This window comes from Streptomyces sp. NPDC000878, from assembly GCF_053599695.1.
Genome location: NZ_JBSFMT010000046.1, coordinates 17,764 through 39,042 on the forward strand (window position 1 = coordinate 17,764; position 21,279 = coordinate 39,042).

Annotated in this window: 15 protein-coding genes and 1 pseudogene; 8 read left to right on the forward strand and 8 right to left on the reverse strand. The window is 69.7% G+C overall.

Going from position 1 to position 21,279, the window contains the following annotated elements; genetic code table 11:
* Nucleotides 1-71: 71 nt before the first annotated feature.
* Both ACWDR4_RS32075 and ACWDR4_RS32080 read right to left on the reverse strand, forming a co-directional pair.
* Complete coding sequence (locus tag ACWDR4_RS32075) at nt 72-1,622, reverse strand: acyl-CoA synthetase (protein WP_450413620.1); 1,551 nt, start codon at nt 1,620-1,622, stop codon at nt 72-74.
* A complete protein-coding gene (locus ACWDR4_RS32080) occupies nt 1,619-2,746 on the reverse strand; it encodes an NAD(P)H-dependent flavin oxidoreductase (RefSeq protein ID WP_450413621.1) in 1,128 nt (375 codons plus the stop codon). The genes ACWDR4_RS32075 and ACWDR4_RS32080 overlap by 4 nt, the downstream gene beginning before the upstream one ends.
* Nucleotides 2,747-2,830: 84 nt before the next feature.
* On the opposite strand from ACWDR4_RS32080, the gene ACWDR4_RS32085 reads away from it, so the two are divergent.
* Nucleotides 2,831-4,612 carry a serine hydrolase gene (locus tag ACWDR4_RS32085; RefSeq protein WP_450413622.1) on the forward strand — a complete coding sequence of 594 codons (1,782 nt, stop codon included), beginning with the start codon at nt 2,831-2,833 and terminating at the stop codon, nt 4,610-4,612.
* A 25-nt stretch (nt 4,613-4,637) separates the two neighbouring features.
* Here ACWDR4_RS32085 and ACWDR4_RS32090 read toward each other — a convergent pair whose 3' ends face one another.
* From ACWDR4_RS32090 to ACWDR4_RS32100, 3 genes are all read right to left on the reverse strand, one after another.
* Nucleotides 4,638-6,224 (reverse strand): phytoene desaturase family protein, encoded by a 1,587-nt coding sequence (locus ACWDR4_RS32090; protein ID WP_450413623.1) that lies wholly within the window; start codon nt 6,222-6,224, stop codon nt 4,638-4,640.
* Nucleotides 6,225-6,404: 180 nt separating this feature from the next.
* Complete coding sequence (locus ACWDR4_RS32095) at nt 6,405-8,639, reverse strand: tetratricopeptide repeat protein (RefSeq protein WP_450413624.1); 2,235 nt, start codon at nt 8,637-8,639, stop codon at nt 6,405-6,407.
* A 57-nt stretch (nt 8,640-8,696) separates the two neighbouring features.
* Nucleotides 8,697-9,554 (reverse strand): oxygenase MpaB family protein, encoded by an 858-nt coding sequence (locus tag ACWDR4_RS32100; protein WP_450413625.1) that lies wholly within the window; start codon nt 9,552-9,554, stop codon nt 8,697-8,699.
* 1,027 nt (nt 9,555-10,581) lie between these two features.
* On the opposite strand from ACWDR4_RS32100, the gene ACWDR4_RS32105 reads away from it, so the two are divergent.
* The 4 genes and pseudogenes from ACWDR4_RS32105 (at nt 10,582) to ACWDR4_RS32120 (ending at nt 14,928) form a co-directional block, all read left to right on the forward strand.
* Nucleotides 10,582-11,871 carry an RICIN domain-containing protein gene (locus ACWDR4_RS32105; protein ID WP_450413626.1) on the forward strand — a complete coding sequence of 430 codons (1,290 nt, stop codon included), beginning with the start codon at nt 10,582-10,584 and terminating at the stop codon, nt 11,869-11,871.
* Between the two features lie 12 nt (nt 11,872-11,883).
* Nucleotides 11,884-12,288: pseudogene (locus ACWDR4_RS32110) on the forward strand (RICIN domain-containing protein); the annotation flags it as partial.
* Between the two features lie 281 nt (nt 12,289-12,569).
* Nucleotides 12,570-13,565: an alcohol dehydrogenase catalytic domain-containing protein gene (locus ACWDR4_RS32115; RefSeq protein WP_450413627.1), complete on the forward strand. Its 996-nt coding sequence runs from the start codon at nt 12,570-12,572 to the stop codon at nt 13,563-13,565.
* 34 nt (nt 13,566-13,599) lie between these two features.
* On the forward strand, nt 13,600-14,928 hold the full coding sequence (locus ACWDR4_RS32120; RefSeq protein ID WP_450413628.1) for an MFS transporter: 1,329 nt from the start codon (nt 13,600-13,602) through the stop codon (nt 14,926-14,928).
* 87 nt (nt 14,929-15,015) lie between these two features.
* On the opposite strand, the gene ACWDR4_RS32125 is transcribed toward ACWDR4_RS32120, so the two are convergent.
* From ACWDR4_RS32125 to ACWDR4_RS32135, 3 genes are all read right to left on the reverse strand, one after another.
* The gene (locus ACWDR4_RS32125; protein WP_450413629.1) at nt 15,016-15,786 is read right to left on the reverse strand and encodes a GntR family transcriptional regulator; all 771 of its coding nucleotides are present in this window, start codon (nt 15,784-15,786) and stop codon (nt 15,016-15,018) included.
* Nucleotides 15,787-15,967: 181 nt separating this feature from the next.
* Nucleotides 15,968-16,651 (reverse strand): DAK2 domain-containing protein, encoded by a 684-nt coding sequence (locus ACWDR4_RS32130; protein ID WP_450413630.1) that lies wholly within the window; start codon nt 16,649-16,651, stop codon nt 15,968-15,970.
* A gap of 17 nt (nt 16,652-16,668) precedes the next feature.
* Nucleotides 16,669-17,664, reverse strand: a complete 996-nt coding sequence (locus tag ACWDR4_RS32135; protein WP_450413631.1) for a dihydroxyacetone kinase subunit DhaK — start codon at nt 17,662-17,664, stop codon at nt 16,669-16,671.
* Nucleotides 17,665-17,817: 153 nt separating this feature from the next.
* On the opposite strand from ACWDR4_RS32135, the gene ACWDR4_RS32140 reads away from it, so the two are divergent.
* The 3 genes from ACWDR4_RS32140 to ACWDR4_RS32150 all read left to right on the forward strand — a co-directional run bounded on the left by ACWDR4_RS32140 (nt 17,818) and on the right by ACWDR4_RS32150 (nt 21,197).
* Nucleotides 17,818-18,600, forward strand: a complete 783-nt coding sequence (locus tag ACWDR4_RS32140; RefSeq protein WP_450413632.1) for a class I fructose-bisphosphate aldolase — start codon at nt 17,818-17,820, stop codon at nt 18,598-18,600.
* A gap of 53 nt (nt 18,601-18,653) precedes the next feature.
* The gene (locus ACWDR4_RS32145; RefSeq protein ID WP_450413633.1) at nt 18,654-20,021 is read left to right on the forward strand and encodes an FGGY-family carbohydrate kinase; all 1,368 of its coding nucleotides are present in this window, start codon (nt 18,654-18,656) and stop codon (nt 20,019-20,021) included.
* Between the two features lie 360 nt (nt 20,022-20,381).
* A complete protein-coding gene (locus ACWDR4_RS32150; RefSeq protein WP_450413634.1) occupies nt 20,382-21,197 on the forward strand; it encodes a GntR family transcriptional regulator in 816 nt (271 codons plus the stop codon).
* The last annotated feature ends 82 nt before the right edge of the window (nt 21,198-21,279 follow it).

Sequence of the window (21,279 nt, forward strand, 5' to 3'; positions counted from 1 at the left end):
TCGTCGGTCCGGTGTGGTCCCGTCCCGTTTCGGGCGCGGGACCACACCGGACCATGGTTCACGCGGTTGGCTCATACAGGCCGCGTACGGCCCTCCCAGTACGGGTCCCGCAACCGCCGCTTGTACAGCTTGCCGTTGGGGTCGCGCGGCATCCGGTCGATGAAGTCGACGCTCTTCGGCCGCTTGTACCCGGCGAGTTGGCGGGCGCAGTGGTCGAGGATCTCGTGGGCCAGGTCGGGTCCCGGCAGGTGTCCGGGCGCCGCCTCCACGACCGCCTTGACCTCCTCGCCCCAGTCGTCGTGCGGGATGCCGAAGGCGGCGGCGTCGGCGACGGCGGGGTGGGCGAGCAGGGCGGCCTCGATCTCGGCGGGGTAGATGTTGACCCCGCCCGAGATGATCATGTCGATTTTGCGGTCGCGGAGGAAGAGGTAGCCGTCCTCGTCGAGGAGGCCCAGGTCGCCGACGGTGAAGAAGTCGCCGATGCGGTTCTTCTGAGTCTTGCTCTCGTCCTTGTGGTAGGCGAAGCCGCCGGTGCTCATCTTCATGTAGACGGTGCCGAGTTCGCCGGGCGGCAGCCGGTTGCCGTCGTCGTCGAAGATCGCGAGTTCGCTGATCGGCCAGGCCTTGCCGACCGTGCCGGGCTTCTTCAGCCAGTCCTCGGCGGTCGCGAAGGCCCCGCCGCCCTCGCTGGCCGCGTAGTACTCCTCCACGCAGTCGCCCCACCAGTCGATCATGGCCCGTTTCACATGGTCGGGGCAGGGCGCGGCGCCATGGATGGCATGCCGCATGGACGACACGTCGTACGCCCGCCGCACCCCTTCCGGCAGGGCAAGGAGCCGGTGGAACTGGGTGGGGACCATGTGGGTGTGCGTGCAGCCGTGGGCGTCGATGACGCGGAGCATCTCCTCCGGCGTCCACTTGTCCATCAGGACCAGCCGGTGCCCGATGTGCAGGGACGCGCTCGCGAACTGGAGTACGGCCGTGTGGTAGAGCGGCGAGCAGACGAGGTGGACGTTCCCGTCGAACGGCTTGACGCCGAAGATGCCGAGGAATCCACCGAGGTAGGCCTCCTCGGGCAGCTTGCCGGGCAGTGGGCGCCGGATGCCGCGGGGGCGGCCCGTGGTGCCCGAGGTGTAGTTCATGACCCAGCCGAGGGTGCGGTCGTCAGGCGGCGACTCGGGCTGTCCGTCCAGGAGTTCGGCGTACGGGCGGAATCCGTCGACCTCGCCGACCGCGTACCGTCCCTCCGCCGGGAGTCGGGCTTCGTCGGCGGCGGCGCGTGCCGCGTCGGCGAACCGCTCGTGTGCGATGAGGACCTTGGCGCCGGAGTCGGCGACGATCCAGGCGATCTCGGGCCCGACGAGGTGGTGGTTGACGGGGACGAGATAGAACCCGGCCTGGGCGGCGGCCAGATACGCCACGAAGAACTCGACGCCGTTGGGCAGGACCACGGCGAAGGCGTCACCGCGGCCGAGTCCGGCGGCGCGCAGCCCGTGGACAAGCTGGTTGGTGGCGGTGTGCAGCCGTCCGGCGGTCCACTGCTCGCCGTCGGGCGCGATGAGGACCGTACGCTCCGGGTCGGCGGCGGCCTGCGCCCAGAAACCGTTGTGAACCTCACTCACGACTGGTCGCCCCTTCCGTCTGCGTTCCGTCCCGCGATCCTGTTGACTCGGTTCACAGCCTCCTCGAAGCCGCTGGTCAGCTCGTCGAAGACCGCCTGAACGCTCCGTTCACTGTTCATCCGGCCGACGATCTGACCGACCGGTGTGCCGAGAAGCGGCCCGACCTCGTACTTCTGAATGCGCGAGACGGCCTCGGCCACGAGCAACCCCTGCAGCGGCATGGGGAGAGTGCCGGGTCCGTCGGTGGAGTCCCAGGCGTCGGTCCAGTCGGTGCGCAGCTGACGTGCGGGCTTGCCGGTCAGGGCACGGGAGCGGACGGTGTCGCCGGAACCGGCCGCGAGCAGCTTCTGCGTGAGCGCGGTCGAGTGCATGTCGGCCTCGGTCACGGTCAGCCACATGGACCCCAGCCAGACCCCCTGGGCACCGAGAGCCAGCGCGGCGGCCACCTGCCGTCCGCTGCCGATACCGCCGGCGGCGAGCACCGGCAGCGGATCGACGGCGTCGACGACTTCGGGCGTCAGCACCATGGAGGTGATCTCCCCGGTGTGACCGCCCGCCTCGTAGCCCTGCGCGACGACGATGTCGATACCGCCCTCGGCGTGCTTGCGCGCATGCCGGGCGCTGCCCGCGAGGGCCGCGACCAGCACATCCTGGTCATGCGCGCGAGCCACGACATCGGTGGGCGGCGAGCCGAGGGCGTTGGCCAGCAGCTTGATCGGGTAGTCGAAGGCCACGTCGAGCTGGTTGCGGGCGACCTGCTCCATCCACCCCGTGATCCGCCACCCGGACGCCTCGCCCTCGGCCAGCTCGGGCACGCCGTACTTGGCCAGGGTGTCCCGGACGAATTGCCGGTGCCCCTCGGGGATCATCGCCTCGACCTCCGCCTCGGTGACCCCCTCGACCTTCCGGGCCGGCATGACGACGTCCAGCCCGTACGGCCGGCCCTCGACATGCGCCTCGATCCAGTCCAGGTCGCGTTTGAGGTCGTCCGGCGCCGTGTAGCGGACCGCGCCGAGCACCCCGAAACCGCCGGCCCGGCTGATGGCCGCGGCGACGGCGGGGAACGGCGTGAAGCCGAAGACGGCGTGCTCGATTCCCAGTTTCCTGCTCAGCTCCGTCTGCATGGCCGCAGGATGCCGCAGTCCTCCGGACGAGGGAAGACCTTTTCTGATACACCGTCAGATTCTTGGCTGTGGGAGGCTCCCCCAATGACAGAAGACGCAACGGACCGACCCGAACTGACGCGTCGTCAGCTTGCCAGACGCACCCTGGCCCTGGGTGGCGCCCTGACCTTCGCCTCCTTCCCGGCGGGCCCTGTCGCAGCCACCCCCAGGACAACCGGCCGGCACCCGACCCTTCGCCCCGGCTCACCCGAACGGGCGGGCCTTCTCCCCCGGCATCTGCGCCAACTGGTCACGGACGCAGAGGCGTTCCTCAGTCCCTCCCCCAACCACCCCTGGTACGCGGGCGCGGTCCTGCTCGCCGGGCGGGGCGGCACGGTGGCACTGCATCAGCCGATCGGCATGGCGGTGCGCTATGCGGCGTACGACGAGAAGACGGACACCGGGGTCGAGTTCCCGGCCGCCGAGCAGATCCCGATGGCCGCGGACACGGTCTTCGACCTCGCTTCGGTCTCCAAGCTGTTCACGTCGATCCTGGCCGTGCAGCAACTGGAGCGGGGCGCGCTGGAGTTGGAGGGGAAGGTCGCCACGTATCTGCCGGAGTTCGCCCGTGCGGGCAAGCAGGACATGACGGTCCGTCAACTACTCACGCACACCTCGGGATTCCGTGCGTGGATCCCGCTCTACAACGCGCCGACGTACGAGCAGAAGCTCGAACTCATCTGGAACCAGGCGCCGCTGAACCCACCGGGCACCAAGTACCTCTACTCGGACCTGAATCTGATCTCGCTCCAGCTGGTCCTGGAGAAGATCACCGGCCTCCCGCTGGACACACTGCTCCACGACGACATCACCGCTCCGCTCGGCATGCACCGCACGCGCTACAACCCGCCCGCCTCCTGGAAACCGACGATCGCCGCCACCGAGGACGCCCGCGCCCCCTGGTCGGGGCTGAACCGGGGTCTGGTGTGGGGCGAGGTGCACGACGAGAACGCGTTCAGCCTCGGCGGAGTGGCGGGCCATGCCGGTGTCTTCTCGTCGGCCTGGGACCTGGCCGTGCTCGGCCGTACGCTGCTCAACGGCGGTGCGTACGGCAGGGCGCGCATCCTGTCGCCCGCCTCGGTCGAGCTGATGTTCACCGACTTCAACACCGCGTTCCCCGGGGACGAGCACGGTCTCGGCTTCGAGCTCTACCAGCACTGGTACATGGGCGCGATGGCCACGCCCCGTACCGCCGGGCACACCGGCTTCACCGGCACCTCGCTGGTCCTCGACCCGTCGACCGACTCCTTCCTCGTCGTCCTCGGCAACTCCGTGCATCCGGTGCGCAGTTGGCGCTCCGGTTCCGCGCCCCGGGTAGCCGCCGCGAACAACCTGGCCCGTGCGGTACCGGTCCGCCCACGTCACGGACGTACGGCCTGGTTCTCCGGCATGGCGAGCGCGACGACGGCGACGCTCACCCTCCCGCCCCTCGCGACGACGGCCAACTCCCGTCTGTGCTGCGCCCTTTGGTGGGACACCGAACCGCAGTCGGACGCCCTGTTCCTCGAGTCCTCGGCCGACGGCGGCACGACCTGGCAGCCGGTCCCGTTCACGACCGCACGAGGGGACGACGACCCGCAGGAGCATCCGGCGGGTTCGGTCACCGGCTGGTCGGGGCGTGTCTGGCACCGCCTCTCGGCGGACCTGCCGACCGCGCCGGCCCTCGCCCTCCGCTGGCGGTACACGACCGACCGCCTGTACGTCGGCCGTGGAGCGTACGTCGACGGCCTCACCGTACGCAGCGGTGACGCCGTCGCCTTCGACGAGACGCGCCCGGCGGACGCGGCCCGCATCGAGGCGGTGGGCTGGACAGCCTCCACGAACTGACCCCCTCCAAAAACGCCCCCGTCACTCAGCCCTCCTCCGCCTCCAGCACGGCCATGGCGGCGTTGTGCCCCGGCACCCCGCTCACCCCGCCCCCGCGCACCGCGCCCGCCCCGCACAGCAGGACGTCGGCGTGCGGGGTCTCCACGCCCCAGCGCCCGCCGCCCTCCTCGGCATACGGCCAGGTCAGGTCGCGGTGGAAGATGTTGCCTCCGGGCAGCCGCAGGTCGCGTTCCAGGTCGAGGGGGGTCTTCGCCTCGATGCAGGGGCGCCCGTCCGCGTCGGTGGCGAGGCAGTCCGCGAGGGGTTCGGCGATGTGGGCGTCGAGCTGGGCGAGGGTCGATTTCAGCAGCTCGTCGCGTACGGCGTCGTTGTCGCCCGCGAACAGGCGTGCGGGTGTGTGGAGGCCGAACAGGGTCAGCGTCTGGTAGCCGCGCTCGACGAGGTCCGGGCCGAGGATGGTCGGGTCGGTGAGCGAGTGGCAGTAGATCTCGGACGGGGGCGCGGCGGGCAGTTCGCCGGCCGTCGCCTGGGCGTGGGCGGTGGCCAGTTGCTCGTACCCCTCGGCGATGTGGAAGGTCCCGGCGAACGCCTCGCGCGGGTCGACGGACGTGTCCTTGAGCCTCGGCAGCCGGGTGAGCAGCATGTTCACCTTGAGCTGGGCGCCCTCGGCGGGGCTCGGCGGAGTGTCGCCCGTCAGCGCGGCGAGTTCCTGCGGCGAGGCGTTCACCAGGACGTGCCGGGCGCCGACCGTGCCCTCCCCGTCGGCCGTCCGGTACGTCACCTCGGCGGACCGGCCGTCCGTGTCGACCCGTACGACCTCGTGGCCGGTGGCGAGCACGGCGCCCGCGTTCCGGGCGGCGCCGGCCAGTGCGTCGGTGAGGGCGCCCATGCCGCCCACGGGCACGTCCCAGGCACCGGTGCCGCCGCCGATGACGTGGTAGAGGAAGCAGCGGTTCTGCCGGAGGGAGGGATCATGGGCGTCGGCGAAGGTGCCGATCAGCGCGTCGGTCAGGACCACACCGCGTACGAGGTCGTCGTCGAAGTTGGCCTCGACGGCGGCACCGATGGGCTCCTCGAAGAGGGTGCGCCAGGCGTCCTCGTCGTCGATGCGTCGGCGGAGTTCGTCTCGGCTGGGCAGGGGCTCGGTGAGGGTGGGGAACACCTTTTCGGCGACGCGGCCGGTCATGGCGTAGAAACGCTGCCAGGACTCGTACTCGCGTTCCCCTCCCGTGAGCCGCGCGAAGGCCTCGCGAGTACGGCGCTCGCCGCCACCGACGAGCAGTCCGGTGGGCCGGCCGTCCCGTTCCACGGGCGTGTACGAGGAGACGGTGCGCCCGCGCACACGGAAGTCCAGGTCGAGATCGCGCACGATCTTCCGGGGCAGCAGGCTGACCAGGTAGGAGTAGCGCGACAGCCGCGCGTCGACCCCGGCGAACGGACGCGTCGACACGGCGGCACCACCGGTACCGGCCAGCCGCTCCAGGACCAGCACGGACTTCCCGGCCCGGGCCAGGTAGGCGGCGGCGACCAGGCCGTTGTGGCCGCCACCGACAATCACCGCGTCGTATCGGTCGCGTACGTCATGTCGGTCGGGACGCTCGTGTGCGGGCATGGTCCTTCGTAACACGTGATGATCCACCCCGGCCAGAGCAGTACGGCCGAGGGGCCGCAGGCCCAAGGGGGCGCGGGGCTGTATCGATGTGCGGCTCCGCCGCGCCCCAAAGGGGCGCGGGGAACTGCGCGACCAGCCACGACGGCGCCGCAGCGAACCGACAACGCCTAGCGGCATCTCTCAGTGGCCGGAGGCCCTCTGCTGTCGCAGCACCGCCACCCTCCGATACAGCTCGACCGCCTCGGCGCCCCGACCGAGCTGCTCCAGGCAGTGCGCCTCGTCGTTGCGGCTGGCAAGGGTGTCGGGATGGTCGGCGCCGAGCACCTGCTCGCGGGCGGTGGCGACCCGCCGGTACTCGGCCAGGGCGTCGGGCCAGCGACCGAGCCAGCCCAGACCGACGGCCACCTCGCGGCGGCTGACCAGGGTGTCCGGGTGATCGGCGCCCAGGACCCGTTCACGGATCGCGCACACGTCGCGCGACTCGGCGAGAGCCTCCTCCCAGCGGTCGAGCCGGCCGAGGTTGACGCCGAGGCCGTGCCGGGCGCGCAGGGTCTCGGGGTGGGCGGGGCCGTTGACGCGGGTGCGGTCGTCGATCAGGTCGCGGTACAGCTTGAGCGCCTCCGCGCTGCGGCCGAGCCGTCCGAGGCTGATGCCGACCTCGTAGCGGGCGGCGAGCGTGTCGGGGTGATCGGGGCCGAGCGCCTCGGCACGCGCCGAGGCGACCTCCTGATAGGTCCGCAGGGCCTCCGGCCACCGCCCCAACTGGCCGAGCGCGTAGGCGACTTCGTACCGCGTGACCAGGGTGTCGGGATGGGCGGCGCCGAGCACGCGGGCGCGCGCCGTCGCCACCTCGCAGGCCATGCGGTACGAGTCCTCCAGGCGCCCCAGACGGCTCAGGTTGAAGGCGAGGTTGTGGCGGCAGCGCAGGGTGTCCGGATGGTCGGTGCCCATCGTGCGCTCCCGGGCGGCCAGGACGGTCGTGTAGGTCTGGTGGGCCTCGAAGTGCCGGCCCAACTGCCCCAGGACGTACGCCATTTCCTGCCGGGCGGCCAGGGTGTCAGGGTGTTCGGCGCCCAGGATGCGCTCCCTCTCCCGGGCCACGTGCGTGTACTCGCGCAGGGCGTCGGCGGCGCGGCCGGTGCGGCTGAGGGTGAAGCCGACCTCGTAGCGGCTGGCGAGGGTCTCGGGGTGGGCGGGGCCGAGGACGTGCTCGCGTTCGGCGGCGACCGCGCGGTGCACCTCGCCGGCCTCGGCCCAGCGACCGAGGCGCCCCAGGCTCAGGCCCGCGTTGTGCCGTCCGGCCAGCGCGTCAAGGGTCCGGGGCGAGGGAGCGGGCGGCAGTTGGGGTACAGGTTCCTCGGGGCGGCCGGTGGCCGGGCGGGCGATCCAGTCGCCGGTGAGGCCGGCCGCCGGGTCCGGGGGTGTGTTGGCGATGCCGGCGCCGGTCGCCTTGTGGCCGGTGGTCATGCCCCGGGTCCAGGACGGCAGCCGGGGTTCGCGGGCGGCAGGCTCGGGGGGCGGGAGCTGGGGCTGCGGGGTGACGAGGGTCGGCACATACAGCGGGGTGGCCCGGCCCGCGCTGATCCGGCGGGCCAACTCCCGTGCGTCGCGCGGGCGTTCGTCCGGGAGCTTGGCGAGGAGGGCCAGGATGACCCGCTCCAGGAACTCGGGCACCTCGGAGCGGTGGCTGCGCGGCGGCTCGGGCGGGGTGTCGCGGTGCCCGATGAGCACCGCCCAGGCGTCGTCGAGGTCGAACGGCGGTACCCCGGTGGCCAGTTCGTACAGCACGCACCCGAAGGAGTACAGGTCGCTGCGCTGGTCGACCTCGCCGCCGCTGATCTGCTCCGGCGACATGTAGTGCGGGGTGCCCATCGCGATACCGGTGCCGGTGAGCCGGGAGGTGAAGCCGATGTCGTGACCGAGGCGCGCTATGCCGAAGTCGCAGATCTTCACCGTGCCGTCGGTCAGCCGCATGATGTTCGCGGGCTTCAGGTCACGGTGGACGATGCCCTGTTGGTGGGTGTAGGCGAGGGCGGCGGCGACCTGGTCGGCGATGTCGACGACGTCCGGGACGGGCAGCGGATGATGCTTGTTGTCCTCCAGGAGCTGGCTCAGATTGCGCCCCTCCAGCAACTCCATGACGAGGTAGAGCACCCCGTCGGACTCGCCGAAGTCGTGCACGACGGTCACCCCGCGGTGCTGCAGCGCGGCGGCCACCCGGGCCTCGCGCCGAAAGCGCTCCCGCAGGACGCGGGTGAAGGAGTGGTCGTGGTGCGACCCGAGCGGCTTCAGACACTTCACGGCGACCTGCCGCCCGAGCGACTCGTCGCGAGCACGCCACACTTCCCCCATGCCGCCGCGCCCGATCAGATCGAGCAGCCGGTACCGGCTCTGGATCAGTCTGGTGTCCGCCATCTCGTGCTGCCGCCCCCGGTCCTGTCCGCCCTCCCCTGGCCCGTCCAGTATGGCGAGCTATCGTCCGAGTTTGTACGGCGCGGGGCGCGAGCCGGGGCCGAGCCGTGACATGGCCCGCAGGATGTGTTTGGGCGGGAGTTGCCAGCGGACACGTGCGGGAACGCGGCGCAGCAGGGTGCCTGTGGCACGCAACTGCCGGGTGACGGTGGGTGGTTCGGGTGCTGCTCTGCCGTACAGCTCGTGGGCGTACGGCGGCAGAGAGGCGTACGCCAGTTGCGCCACGCGCCGCCACAGCACCTCACGCGCCGGGACGAGCAGGGGATGCGTCGGTGGACGGAGCAGGAAGTCGTCCACTTCGTGCGCTTCGGCTCCGGCGGCCAGTTCGGGCCGGACCTTCTCGAAGTAGGCGGCCAGCTCGGCCCGGTCCGCGGGTACGTCGGCGGGGTCGAGGCCCGCCAGGCGGGCGCTGATCAGGTGTTCGCGGATGTAGCGGTCGGCGTGGGCGTCGGTGATCGGGTATCCGGAGCGGCGCAGGATGTGCAGATAGGAGTCGATCTCGGCGCAGTGCACCCACAGCAGCAGCCCGGGTTCGTCGACCCCGTACCGCTCCCCGGTCTCCGGGTCGACGACGGACAGCATGCGGTGGATCTTCCGCACCCGGGCACCCGCCTGCTCGGCGGCCTCCGTGGTGCCGTAGGTCGTCGTGCCGACGAAGTGCGCGATGTTCCGCAGCCGGTTCCAGGCTTCGTCCCGGAAGGCGGAGTTCTGCATGACCCCGCGCACCGCACGCGGATGCAGCGCCTGGAGGTACAGCGCGCGGACTCCGGCGACCCACATCATGGGGTCGCTGTGCAGCTGCCACGTCACGGACCTGGGGCCGAACAGCCCCGGGTCGCCTGCCTCACCACCGGTCACAGCGGCCAGTCGACCACGCGTGGGGCACGTCAACAAGGGGCCGTCAGCCGGTGGAGGTGCGGTCGGTGGTGTCGGCGGCGGGCGTCGGGGTCGTGAGGTTCGCCTCGGTCCGGGTCAGCACCCGCATCGCCTGGCCGTACTCCGCCTCGGTGAAGCCGGTCACCGTGACTGACCGGCATCAACCGGAGCTTCGTTGCGTACGGACCGGGCCGACCACACATCGCCGTACCGTCGCGCCCTGCGCACTCACCTGATCACCGGGACTTTGAAACCGCCGTGGATGGCGCGGGGTGCGCCGTCACGTCAATACACAGCGAACCACTCCCCTGCGAAACACTTTCGAAACGCGCTGGTGACACGGATGCCCCACGCCCGAATAATTGGCCCATCCCCCGCTCCCCGTCGGGGAGTTCGGAGGAGGTGAAGGGGTTGCCTTGTTCGCGACAGCACGAAGGCATTGGAACCGCGTTACAACCGCAGCCGGAATGGCGCGCTGCCTGCCTCTTCTGAACGGACCGCCACCAATCCGGTCCGTGCCGTCTGCGAAAGTACCCACAGCCACGTGACATCAGCGGTTCCCCTGTCACCGTCGACGGTTGAGGCAACCTCAACGCTGCTTTCCTCTGCGAACAGCTGCCGCGGACAGGTCGTCCGACTTCCTTCGGCTTTCACGCACTGCGCGCCCTCGACGGAATCGGGCGCGACGAGCGAATACAGCAGATCAGCGGACGCGCGCGTACGCCATAAGCCGTGAATGCGCCCACTCGCCAACCGGAAAACCCGATCCCCTCGCCGCGGCATGGACGGGACGCTCCAAAAGGCCCAGGGGAAGACAAACCCGCCCCCGCTTCGGCGCCGTCGAGTCGGAGAGCAACTGCCGGCCGCCGGCACACGGATCCCGGCTCACTCCGGGCTCCAAGATCCGATCTTGTCTATCTTTTCGGGAGGAAAGATGAAAGGCGCAAGACATCCGCGTAAAGCTTTGATCGTCGTTCTGGCTATAGCCGCGACGCTGTGGACCTTTGCCATGCCTGCGCAGGCGTCCACGCCGACTCCCGCCACCCTCTACCAGCTCCCGAGTACGGCATCCTGCACGAAGGCGACCAACAACTGCGCCCTGTACCCGAAAACGGCCGTGCTGCCGAGCGGACGGCTCGTCGCGGCATTCGAGAAGTCGACGGTGGCCGCCTCGGGTTCGGCCGACGGGCAGACAATGCCGTTGTACAAGAGCGACGACAACGGCACGACCTGGCAACACCTGGCAGACGTCAAGGCGCCGGCGTACGCGTCGTCGAACCCCGCCTACTCCTCGTACGTCAGTAACTGGACCAACCCGTATCTGTACGTGCTGCCCCAGGCAGTCGGAAATCTCGCATCCGGCACACTGCTGATGGCCACCGTCGTATCGGGCGACGACTACAACTACCTCGACCAGAAGGCAACCAACTCCAGCTACACGCCGACGCACGACGGCGACCGCAGCAACACGGCGATCGCGCTCTACTCGAGCACCGACTCGGGCTCGACGTGGAATGTCGTCAACGTCATCACGACGGGCAGCTGGTCCAACGGCGCGAACTACCCGGCCGCCGCGAACACTTCCCACCAGAACGACCCCGTTTGGGAACCGTTTCTGATGGTCTACAACAACCAGCTCGTCGCCTACTACTCCGACGAGAACGACTACACGGGCTACGACTCGTCGACGGGCGTTCCGACGCTCGATCCGAACAACAGCACAACTCCGGATCCCGCCACACAGATCCTTGCGCACCGGACATGGGACGGTGTCAGCTCGTCATGGAGCAGCGCGGTTGTCGATGTCTCCGGGACGACGGTCACCAATTCGTCCGGTTACAGCGAGATCGGCGGTGGCCGCCCCGGCATGACGACTGTCGTCCAGACCAGTGACGGCAAGTGGATGATGACCTTCGAATACTGGGGTGGCGGTGACAACGTCCGCTACAAGATCGCCAGCGATCCGCTGCACTTCTATTCGGTGGGCGGCACCGCGGGCACCGGCGTCACCTCGCTCTCGGTGACATCGGGCTCCAGCGCCTTGTCCCGTGGAGGGAGCCCGGTACTCATGCGCATGCCGAACGGGCGGATCCTCTTCAACGCCGCGGGCAGCGGGGACGTCTGGACGAACGCCAGCGGAAGCAGCACCGGTGCGTGGACGCAGCAGCACACGACGATGGCGTCCTCCTACAGCCGCAGCCTCACCTACATCCCCAGCACGGGCCGAGTCGAGATCGTCGGCGGGACAACCACGATCTCCTACGCGGACATCGACTTCGGAAACTCCACCGGCGCGTAATACAAGCTCGTCAACGTCAACAGCGGTAAGGCCCTTGGCGTGTTGGGCGCGGACCTCCTCGACGGGCAGAACGTGGTCCAGTGGACCGACAACGGGTCGGCCGACCAGTTGTGGCACGTCACGGATGTCGGCAGCGGATACAGCACGCTGCTGGACAAGAACAGCGGCCGAGCCCTCGGCATCCTGGCCGCCAGCACGTCGAGCGGCGCGAACGCCGTGCAGTGGGTGCAGAACAGCGGCAACGACCAGCAGTGGCAGGTGGTCGCCGTCGGCTCCAACTACAAGCTGGTGAACCGCAACTCGGGTCTCGCCCTCAGCGTTTCCGGAGCAGCCACCAGCGACGGCGCGCAGATCGTCCAGCAGGCGTACACCGGCGCCTCCTCTCAGCTGTGGTCCCTGGTGCTGGTGTCGTCCTAGACACCGGCACGCCTCAACGGGCAGCACACAAAGCGGGAGCCTGGCCGGCCGCCGGGCTCCCGCCGGAGTGTCACCGTGCGCCGGCCCGAGATCTGGACATGGCCACGACGCCTGCCTCACCACGGGCAGGTTCGTCAAATTATTGTACGTACAGTACGTAACGTATGGACAGAGAAGATGGAACCGCCTAGCGTGCTGGGTGCTCGCCGGTGCAGGGACACCATCGGCGGCGTGTGTGGCTGGGTTCTTTGCTCAGCGCGAGCCAGTGAGAGGACGCGACGATGCGTGCGGTAGTCCTGGATGGACGGGGATCCATCGAGATCCGAGAGCTGCCTGATCCCGAACCCGGACCCGGCGAAGTCGTGATCGCTCCTGCCGCGGTCGGCATCTGCGGTACGGATCTGCATCTCGCCAACGGGGACTACCCCACCGGCCGCTTCCCGGTCGTGCCCGGTCACGAGTTCGCCGGCACTGTGGTGTCCGTCGGCCTGGGCGTCGAACGGTTCGCCGCCGGAGACCGCGTGTGTGTGGACCCGAACATCGCGTGCGGAGTGTGCGAGCAGTGCCAGGCCGGGGCGACGAACCTGTGCCCGGAGCTGATGGCGATCGGGGTGACCATCGACGGGGCCTGTGCCGAGTTGGTGCGCGTGCCGACCAAGGTGGTGTACCGGCTGCCGGAGGGGCTGGACTTCGCCACGGGAGCTCTGATCGAGCCGCTGGCCTGCGTTCTGCACGCCGCCTCGCGTATCCGCCCGCTCAAGGGTCTGCGAGTGCTGGTGTACGGGGCCGGCTCGATCGGTCTGTTGGCCGTGGCCTACGCCAAGGCCCAAGGGGCCCAGTCCATCGGTGTCATCGAGCCGAGCGCGGTGCGCCGCGACGCGGCCGTGGAGTTCGGTGCCGATGTGGTGCACGCACCGGGTGAACGGCCCGCCGGTCATGACGTCGACCTGGTCATCGAGGCGAGCGGTCATCCTTCCGCTGTGTCGGACGCGCTGGAGCGGCTGGCCAAGCGCGGGACTCTGCTGCAGATGGGCGTGGTCAGCCCCGAGTCCTCGATCGACCTGTTCCCCTATGACCTGTTCGATCGTGAGCTGTCCCTGGTGGGCTCGCAGTCGCTGGCGACCGCCTACCCCGACGCGGTCGCTGCGGTATTGGACCTTCCGCGCCTGTCGGAGGGCATGGTCACCCATACCTTCGGCCTTGAGGACTACGCCGCTGCCCTTGAGGCTGCCCGGTCCGACGGCGCCCGCAAGGTTCACATCCTTCCGCAGCAGTGATGCCCCACGCTTGTCGAGACGATTGAAGACGCTCATGTCCGCATCTGTTTCGCCGGCCCGCAGTGAGCAGGGCCTGATCGACCGGCTCGGCCTGCCACGTCCGTTGGTGTGGGGGTTCGTCGGTCTGCTGTTGTTCATGATCGGCGACGGGGTCGAGTCCGGCTACATATCCCCCTACCTGGCCGACCACGGCGCGGGCTCGGAGACCAGGGCCGCGGTCGCCATCACCGTCTACGGCGCGGTGGTCACGGCTGGGTCCTGGCTTTCGGGAGCCCTGTCGGATGTGTGGGGGCCGCGCCGGGTCATGTGGCTGGGCCTTGCCATCTGGGGCAGCCTGGAGGTCGTCTTCCTGGCCGTCGCCCTGCCCACCGAGAACTATCCGCTGATGCTGCTGGCCTACGGCCTGCGCGGTTTCGGCTATCCCTTCTTCGCCTACGGTTTCCTGGTGTGGGTGCTGGCGGGCAGTCCCGCGCACCGGCTCGGCTCGGCCGTGGGGTGGTTCTACTTCGCCTTCACCGGTGGCCTGCCGACCCTGGGCTCGCTCCTGGCCAGCGGCAGCGAACCGCTGATCGGCGAATACGCGACTCTGTGGGTCTCTCTCGTGCTGGTCGTCGCGGGTGGCATCATCGCGCTGACCGGAATCCGTCACGCGACGGGCGGCGAGCGTCTGGCAGCGCCGGAGGTGTCCGCGGGGCGCAGCATTGCCAACAGCGTCGCCATCCTCTTCTCCCAGCCACGCATCGCGATCGGGTGCCTGGTGCGGATCGTCAACACCGCACCGCAGTTCGGGTTCCTTGTCTTCCTGCCCACGGTGTTCTCCGACGACCTGCACTTCGGCACCTCGGGGTGGCTGCAGCTGGTGTTCGTCCTGGGCGCGGCGAACATCTTCGCCAATCTCTTCTTCGGAGTGCTCAGCGACCGTCTGGGCTGGCACCGCACCCTGCGCTGGTTCGGCTGCGTCGCCTCCGCCGTCAGCTCTCTGTGCCTGTACTTCCTGCCCGCCCACGTCAGTGACCGGTACTGGGTGGCTGTGCTGTGCGCGGCGCTGTACGGCATCACCCTGGCCGGATTCACGCCGATCTCCGTGCTGATGTCGCTGATGGCCCCCGGGCAGAAGGGCAACGCCATCGCGGTGCTCAACCTCGGAGCCGGTGCCGCCACCTTCGTCGGGCCGCTGATCGTGACGGTGTTCCTGGGCCTCATCGGCCCCGGCGGGGTGACCGTCGTCTTCGCCTGCCTGTACGTGCTGGCCGGGATAGCGGTCCGCTGGCTGCGGATTCCCGAGGAATCGCAGCAGGCGGTGGTGGAAGGTCTCCCCTTGGCACAGGTCACCGCCCCGGCGACGGAACGGGCCAGCGCGTGACACAGACCCCGACCAGGGAAGAGCGGCGGCCACCGTGCGGGTGCACGGTGGCCGCCCTCTGCCGGATCGCATCGGTGGTGCCTGGGTTCAGGAGCTGCCGGTGGCGTCCACGTTGACTTCCAGAGGAACGATGTCGCTGCGGACCCAGGTGTCGTAGACGTCGAAGTGCTGCCCTGTCGGAGTCCACGAGGTGGAGCGGATGTGCAGGGTGGGCGTGGTCGGCTTGATGTCCAGGGCGGCGGCGATCTCGGGGGACGGAGCCACGGCCCGTACCGAACGGTGCGCGCCACCGAGGCTGTACCCGGCGGCTGCCAGGGCCTGGCTGAGGGAGGCCTGGCCGTCGAGCACGTCATGGGCTGCGGCGATCGCGGGAACCAGGTCCGGCGGGCTGTAGTTGATGCTGTACAGCGCGGGCACGCCGTTGAGGGTGCGCAGCCGGACCAGTTCGTAGCCGGCGGTGTTCTCCGGCACCTTCAGCTGCTGGCACGCGAACGCGGGCAGGATGGTCGGCCCGTGGCGCAGCACCTGGGTGGTCACGGAGGTGTTCTGGTGGCTGAGGGCGTTCTCCAGGAAGCCCTGGGGCTGCTGGATGGTCCAGCCCTCGTCCGTGGCAGGCGACTGGGTGGCGAAGACGCCTCGGTTGGTCACCCGCGTCACCAGACCCTGGGACTCCAGAACCTGCAACGCCTGGCGGACCGTCGCCCTCGACAGCCCGAACTCCTTGCCCAGCTCGTTCTCGCTCGGAAGTCTCTCGCCCTGTTGGATCTCACCACCGGCGAGCCGGTGCTCCAGCGCTTCGACGAGCTGCTGGTAGTAGGGCGTCGAGGACTGCCGGTCGATGGCCCCCGATAGCGTCACGGTGCGCTCCCTCCGTCGACCTCGACAGTGTTGACCCCGACAGTGACGACATTGCCGGGGGTCTTCATCGTAATGCGCCGTCTGTACTGTCCGGACCATCCAGTCAATGTGGCCCGCCGGAGCGACAGAAGACAGCGGGGGTGGAGCCACGTAGGGCCGCACCCCCGCCGCGCGCGGCGCGTCAGGCGTTCATCCAGCCGGTGTCCGGGACCGGGCCGGCGGTGGACTGCGCGGCGGCCGCCGCCTGGAGCACGATGGCGGCCGCGGCCGCCCCGGGATCGAGCACCCCGCGGGCCACCTCCCCGACATAGCTGGCGCGGCCCCGCTTGGCGACCAGGTCGGCTGTGCTGCGCGCACCCTCGATGGCTGCCTGCGCGGTGAGATTGAGTGCCTGGCCTGGATCAGTGCCGGGCAGCAGCGATTCCAGAGTCCGGGCGGCGGGCACGAGCGCGTCGATCATGGTCTTGTGGCCGACCTCGGCCTTGCCGTAGCGCTGCACCGTGGCCACAGCGGCGGTCAGCCCGCTGGAGAGTTCGCCGAGGGTGGGCTCTCCGTCGTCGGAGCAGTGGGCGAGGTCGCGGAAGAACATGCCGAACAGCGGGCCGCTGGTGCCGCCGGTGCCGAGGAAGCCGCGGGAGACGGCGGTCATCCAGCCGCGGTAGTCCTGCGGTTCCTCCGCGTCGATGCTCTGCTGGGCCCGCCGGAGGGCGGACGTGATGTTGTTGCCGAAGTCGCCGTCGCCGGCCAGTCGGTCGAGTCGGCCGAGGTCCTCGGCGCGGCCCTGGAGGAAGGTGCTCATCAGGATCTCGGCCCAGCGGTGGCCGAAGCCGTCGGCCAGCGTGATGTCCACGGAGGTGTCGGTCATGGTGCGTCCTTGTCTTGTCACCAGGTCAGGGCGGGGGTCCGCACGGGGGCGTCCCACAGGGGAAGCAGGTCGGCGTCGGCGGGCAGCAAGGTCACCGATATCCCGTGCATGTCCAGGGAGGTCACGTAGGAGCCGGCCAGGGAGCGCTCGATCGTGACGCCCAGAGCGCCGAGGTGACGGTGGACGGTGCGGGCGGCCACGGACAGGTCCAACGGGGATGTCCCGCCGAGACCGTTGACGATGGCGATCACCGCCGAGCCCCGCCGGAGGCCGAGAGCGGCGACGACGGGGTCGACGAGCTGGGCGATGAGGGTGTCGGCGTCCGCGAACGGGATACGGCCGGTGCCGCGTTCGCCGTGGATCCCCACCCCGAGTTCGACCTCGTCGTCGGACAGGACGAAGGCGGGTCCGTCGGCGCCGGGATGAGTACCCGCGGTCAGGGCGAGGCTGAGGGTGCGGGCGCTCCGTGCGACCCGCCGGCCGAGGCCGGCCACTTCGACCAGGTCGGCCCCCGCCTCCGCGGCCGCGCCGCAGATCTTCTCCACGGCGAGTACGGCGGCGGTCCCGCGCCGGCCGGGCCCGTCCTCCTCCGCATCCGTGGCGAGGTCGTCGTCGACGAGTACGACCTCGGTCTTGACCGCGTCGTCCTCGGCGAGTTCGCCAGCGATCTGGAAGTTCAGGACATCGCCGGTGTAGTTCTTCACGATCTGCACGACTCCGCGCCCGGAGTCCGCGGCGACCGTGCCCGTATGGACCTGCAATGCCGTCGGACTCGCGAACAGGGCGCCGGGCACTGCCACATCGAGCATGCCGACGCCCACGAATCCGGCGTGCAGCGGTTCATGGCCCGAGCCGCCGCCGGAGACCAGTCCGACCTTGTCCCTGGCCGGCTGTGCCCGCGTGACGATGCCCACCGCGCGGTCGTAGGCGAGCAGTTGCGGATGAGTGAGAGCGAGCCCTTCGAGAGCTTCCTCTGCGGCTTGCTCGGGGCGATTCACGATGTGCCGGTGCATGGCGCCGTGCTCCTTTGCTCGGGTCTTGACCGGTCTCACGCTAGAGCCTACTGTTCGGACAGTCCAGACTGTACGTACAACTTAATGGTAGGCGAGACCACACCCCGCCCGACCAGCGGATCACGCGCTCACGACGAGAGGGACAAGACAGCCATGTCCATGGAATACCGGATGCGCCGCACGCTCCCCAGCGACCGGGTCGCCATCATCATGCCCGTCGACCACGGGCTGATCTTCAACCGCATCGAGGGTCTGGAGACCCCCTCCGCGCCCTTCGCCACGTGGGGCGACAAGGACGTCACCGGCTTCATGATGACCCCTGGCCAGGTCAAGCAGACCGAAGCCTTCTTCGCCCGCAACCCGCATCTGACCCGCGTACTGACCATCGACACCTTCTACGACTACGCCCAGAACGACGGCGGCGGCTCCCACAGCCTCATCACCACCGTCGAGGAGGCTGTCCGCATGGGCGTGGACGCCGTCAAGATGCTCTTCCCCTGGAACGTCTCCCGCGTCGAGCAGGCCGCCCTGTGCAAGCGCGTCGGCGACGTCGTCACCGCCTGCGACGCCTGGGACATCCCCCTCATCCTCGAACCCGTCCTCATCGGCGCCCCGCGCACGGAAGAGGTCGTCGCCGAAGAGGAGAAGATCGCGCGCATCGCCTATGACCTCGGCGCCCACATCATCAAGATCGCCTTCCCCGGGGAGGAGCGCACCCGCCGCCTCGTCGAAGAACTCAAGGTGCCTCTCGTGATCGCCGGCGGCCCCCTCGCCGGCGAGCCCTCCGAGACCGTCGACGCGATCGCCCGGACCATCCGTGCCGGCGCACGTGGTGTGATCGTCGGACGCAACATATGGCAGCGCGAGACCGACGTCGCCGAGAAGCTCCTCTCCGAGGTCGCCGCCCTCACCCGCAGCGTCAGCTTCGACGACTGATCCCCGTCGCAGGGACATGAGCCGCCGCGTCGATCGAAGGAGATGACAAGCGCGTGGGAACCTCGCCGCAACGGGCGGATGCCGTACTCGGCATCGACATCGGCAGCACGAACGTCAAAGTGGTGGCGCTGGACTCGGACGGCCACGTCGTGACCCGGGTGCGCCGCACCACCCCGCGGTCTGTCGACGATCCCTCGATCGACGCAGCACGGCTCTTCGAGTGCCTCGAAGAGATGGCCGTCGAGGCCTGTGGGGAGCGCTATGCCATCGCAGCGCTATGCGCTGCCGGCATCGGTGAGGACGGCGTTCTGGCCGATGCCTCACTCACACCCCTCACCTCGGCGCTCGCCTGGTTCGACCCCCGCCGCACCGATCTGTTCGGCGAGCTGCGACACCACCTCGACCCCGCCGACGACGTCGGCACCTCCACCGACGCCGCCCGCACACTGGTCGGCTGGGCCTGGGCCCGCCATCAGCCCGGAGCCGATCGAGCGGCGACCTGGCTCGCCCTGACCGACTACGCCGCCTGCCGCTGGAGCGGCACGGCCTTCCTCAGTGACACCCTCGCCGCGCGCACCGGGGCCTGGCGCCCACTCGCACGCACCTGGCACACCAGCCGCGTGCAGGCGACTCTCGGTGCTTCCGAACTGCTGCCCACGGTCATGCCGACGGGAGCCGTCGTCGGCGACGTACGCTCCGAGCGCCTGCGGAACGCCGGCATCCTCAGGCCCGGCGCCCTTGTGGTGGCGGGAGGGCACGACCACCCCGTCGGCGGCTGGGGCGTCCATCGGCTACACCCCGGAGCCATCCTCGATTCCATGGGCACCGCCGAAGTCGTCGTCGCGCAGACACATGCTCCGCCCGGCCATGTGCCCGAGGCCGTCGATGTCTCACCCGGCATTCACAACACCTTCGGAGCCACCGTCCTCCACGTGGAGGAACTCGCCCGGAACGTCGCATGGGCGTCCCAGGATCCGGCCGTTGCCGATGCCCTCGACCGTCTGATCTCCGGCAACGCCACACCCGACGATCACCTGTTCTCGGACACCTTCCACCCCGGCGCGGCCGGCGGTCATACACCCTTCTACGCCCCCCACTCCGCGTCCGACCCACACTCCAGGGCATCTGCCGTACTCGGCGCACTGGCGCGACGCGGTGGCCTTGCCGTCGCCGCCGTCCAGGCCCTCGCCGAGCCGGACGCGCCTGTTTACACCGCGGGCGGCTGGGCCCGTTCCCGCGGCTGGCTCGACATCAAACAAGCGGTGACCGGCACAGCGGCCCACGTCATCGCGGAACCGGAAGTAACAGCCGTGGGCGCGGCGCTCCTCGCCGCCCGGGCCCTCGGCTGGAAGCCGTCCGTCACCGCCGCGCTGAACCCCGGGGCAGAGGCAGGACTGCGAGGTGCGGCAGCCGGTCGATAAGCGAGCGGGTCACCCCAACACCCATCGCAGGCACCGGCCGTTCAGCTTCTCCGCCTTCTGCCCGCTGCCGCGATCTGCGCAGTGGGCAGAAGCCTGTCCGCGTCGGTGGGGATGCGCCGGCTGCGCCCTCCACGACCATGCCGTGCCCACGAAAGCGGGTGCCCAGAGGTCGCGGTCGGAGCTCTGGGCACCACACAGACCCGCGTCGTGAAACGCGTCGCCATCGTCTCCTCGGCAGTCCCTCGTTTTCGGTGTTAACAGACTCTTGACGCGGCCGAAAACCAATGCATACAGTCCGGACTGTCCAGGCTGACCGGCCTGTACGTACAAGACTGCGGGACCTTGAGTTCTGGAGCACCCATGAGCGGACCGAATGGCGCTCAGGCCATCAATCGCATTTCGGCCGAGCCGTACTACCTGCAGCTTGCGGACCGGATCCGTGACCAGATCTCGACGGGTGCCATAGCGGTCGGTGAACGCCTGTCCAGCGAGGGCGAACTGGCCACCACCTGGAATCTCTCCCGCGCCACGATCCGGGAGGCCCTGCGGTTGCTGGAGGAGGAAGGCTGGGTCGCCCGCATCGCACGACGAGGAGCCTTCGCCTCGCTGCCGCCGCGCCGGGGATGGCTGCTGCAGGGCCGGGAGGGCTTCTTCGAGAACGAGGTGGCGGGGCACCAGCGCCGGGTCACCACCCAGGTGCTGCGAGCCGAGCGGACGACCCTACCGGCGTCCTCGGTCGAGGCCCTCCGTATCGCCCCTGGCAGCGACGGCTACATCCTCGAACGGCTTCGCAGGCTGGACGGCAAGGTCGCACTCTTCTCCGCCAACTACCTGCCCCCGTCGGTGGGCGAGCTGGTGTCACGCAGCGACGTTCCGGCAGGAGAGGGCTCTCTCAACCACACGCTGAGCAAGGGCGGTTACACGGTCGCGGGCGCGTCCCGCACGGTCGAGGCCGTCACCGCGCGGGGGAAGGTCGCCGACCTGCTCCAAGTCCCTGACGGTGCACCGCTGTTGAAAGTCAAGTCGACCTCGTGGGACACGCATTTGGTGCCCTTCGAGCACCACGAGGTCTGGGTCCGCAGCGACGTGGTGCACGTCGAGATCCAAGTCGGTGCTCCCGCCCCGGCCCGGACGGCATCCCCCTCCCCCGAGATCGGCCGGATCGTCAGCCCCTGATCCGCCCGCACTCCACACGATCCCCACCCGCCCCGACAGAACAAAGGCGGCTGGTCTGCCCTTCCCGTCCTCAAGGAGAACC

Coding starts and splice junctions, on each gene's coding strand:
- ACWDR4_RS32140 (WP_450413632.1), top strand. CDS start 17,818: ATGTCCATGGAATACCGGATGCGCCGCACGCTCCCCAGCGACCGGGTC.
- ACWDR4_RS32120 (WP_450413628.1), top strand. CDS start 13,600: ATGTCCGCATCTGTTTCGCCGGCCCGCAGTGAGCAGGGCCTGATCGAC.
- ACWDR4_RS32090 (WP_450413623.1), bottom strand. CDS start 6,224: ATGCCCGCACACGAGCGTCCCGACCGACATGACGTACGCGACCGATAC.
- ACWDR4_RS32105 (WP_450413626.1), top strand. CDS start 10,582: ATGCCTGCGCAGGCGTCCACGCCGACTCCCGCCACCCTCTACCAGCTC.
- ACWDR4_RS32095 (WP_450413624.1), bottom strand. CDS start 8,639: ATGGCGGACACCAGACTGATCCAGAGCCGGTACCGGCTGCTCGATCTG.
- ACWDR4_RS32085 (WP_450413622.1), top strand. CDS start 2,831: ATGACAGAAGACGCAACGGACCGACCCGAACTGACGCGTCGTCAGCTT.
- ACWDR4_RS32135 (WP_450413631.1), bottom strand. CDS start 17,664: ATGCACCGGCACATCGTGAATCGCCCCGAGCAAGCCGCAGAGGAAGCT.
- ACWDR4_RS32150 (WP_450413634.1), top strand. CDS start 20,382: ATGAGCGGACCGAATGGCGCTCAGGCCATCAATCGCATTTCGGCCGAG.
- ACWDR4_RS32080 (WP_450413621.1), bottom strand. CDS start 2,746: ATGCAGACGGAGCTGAGCAGGAAACTGGGAATCGAGCACGCCGTCTTC.
- ACWDR4_RS32130 (WP_450413630.1), bottom strand. CDS start 16,651: ATGACCGACACCTCCGTGGACATCACGCTGGCCGACGGCTTCGGCCAC.
- ACWDR4_RS32115 (WP_450413627.1), top strand. CDS start 12,570: ATGCGTGCGGTAGTCCTGGATGGACGGGGATCCATCGAGATCCGAGAG.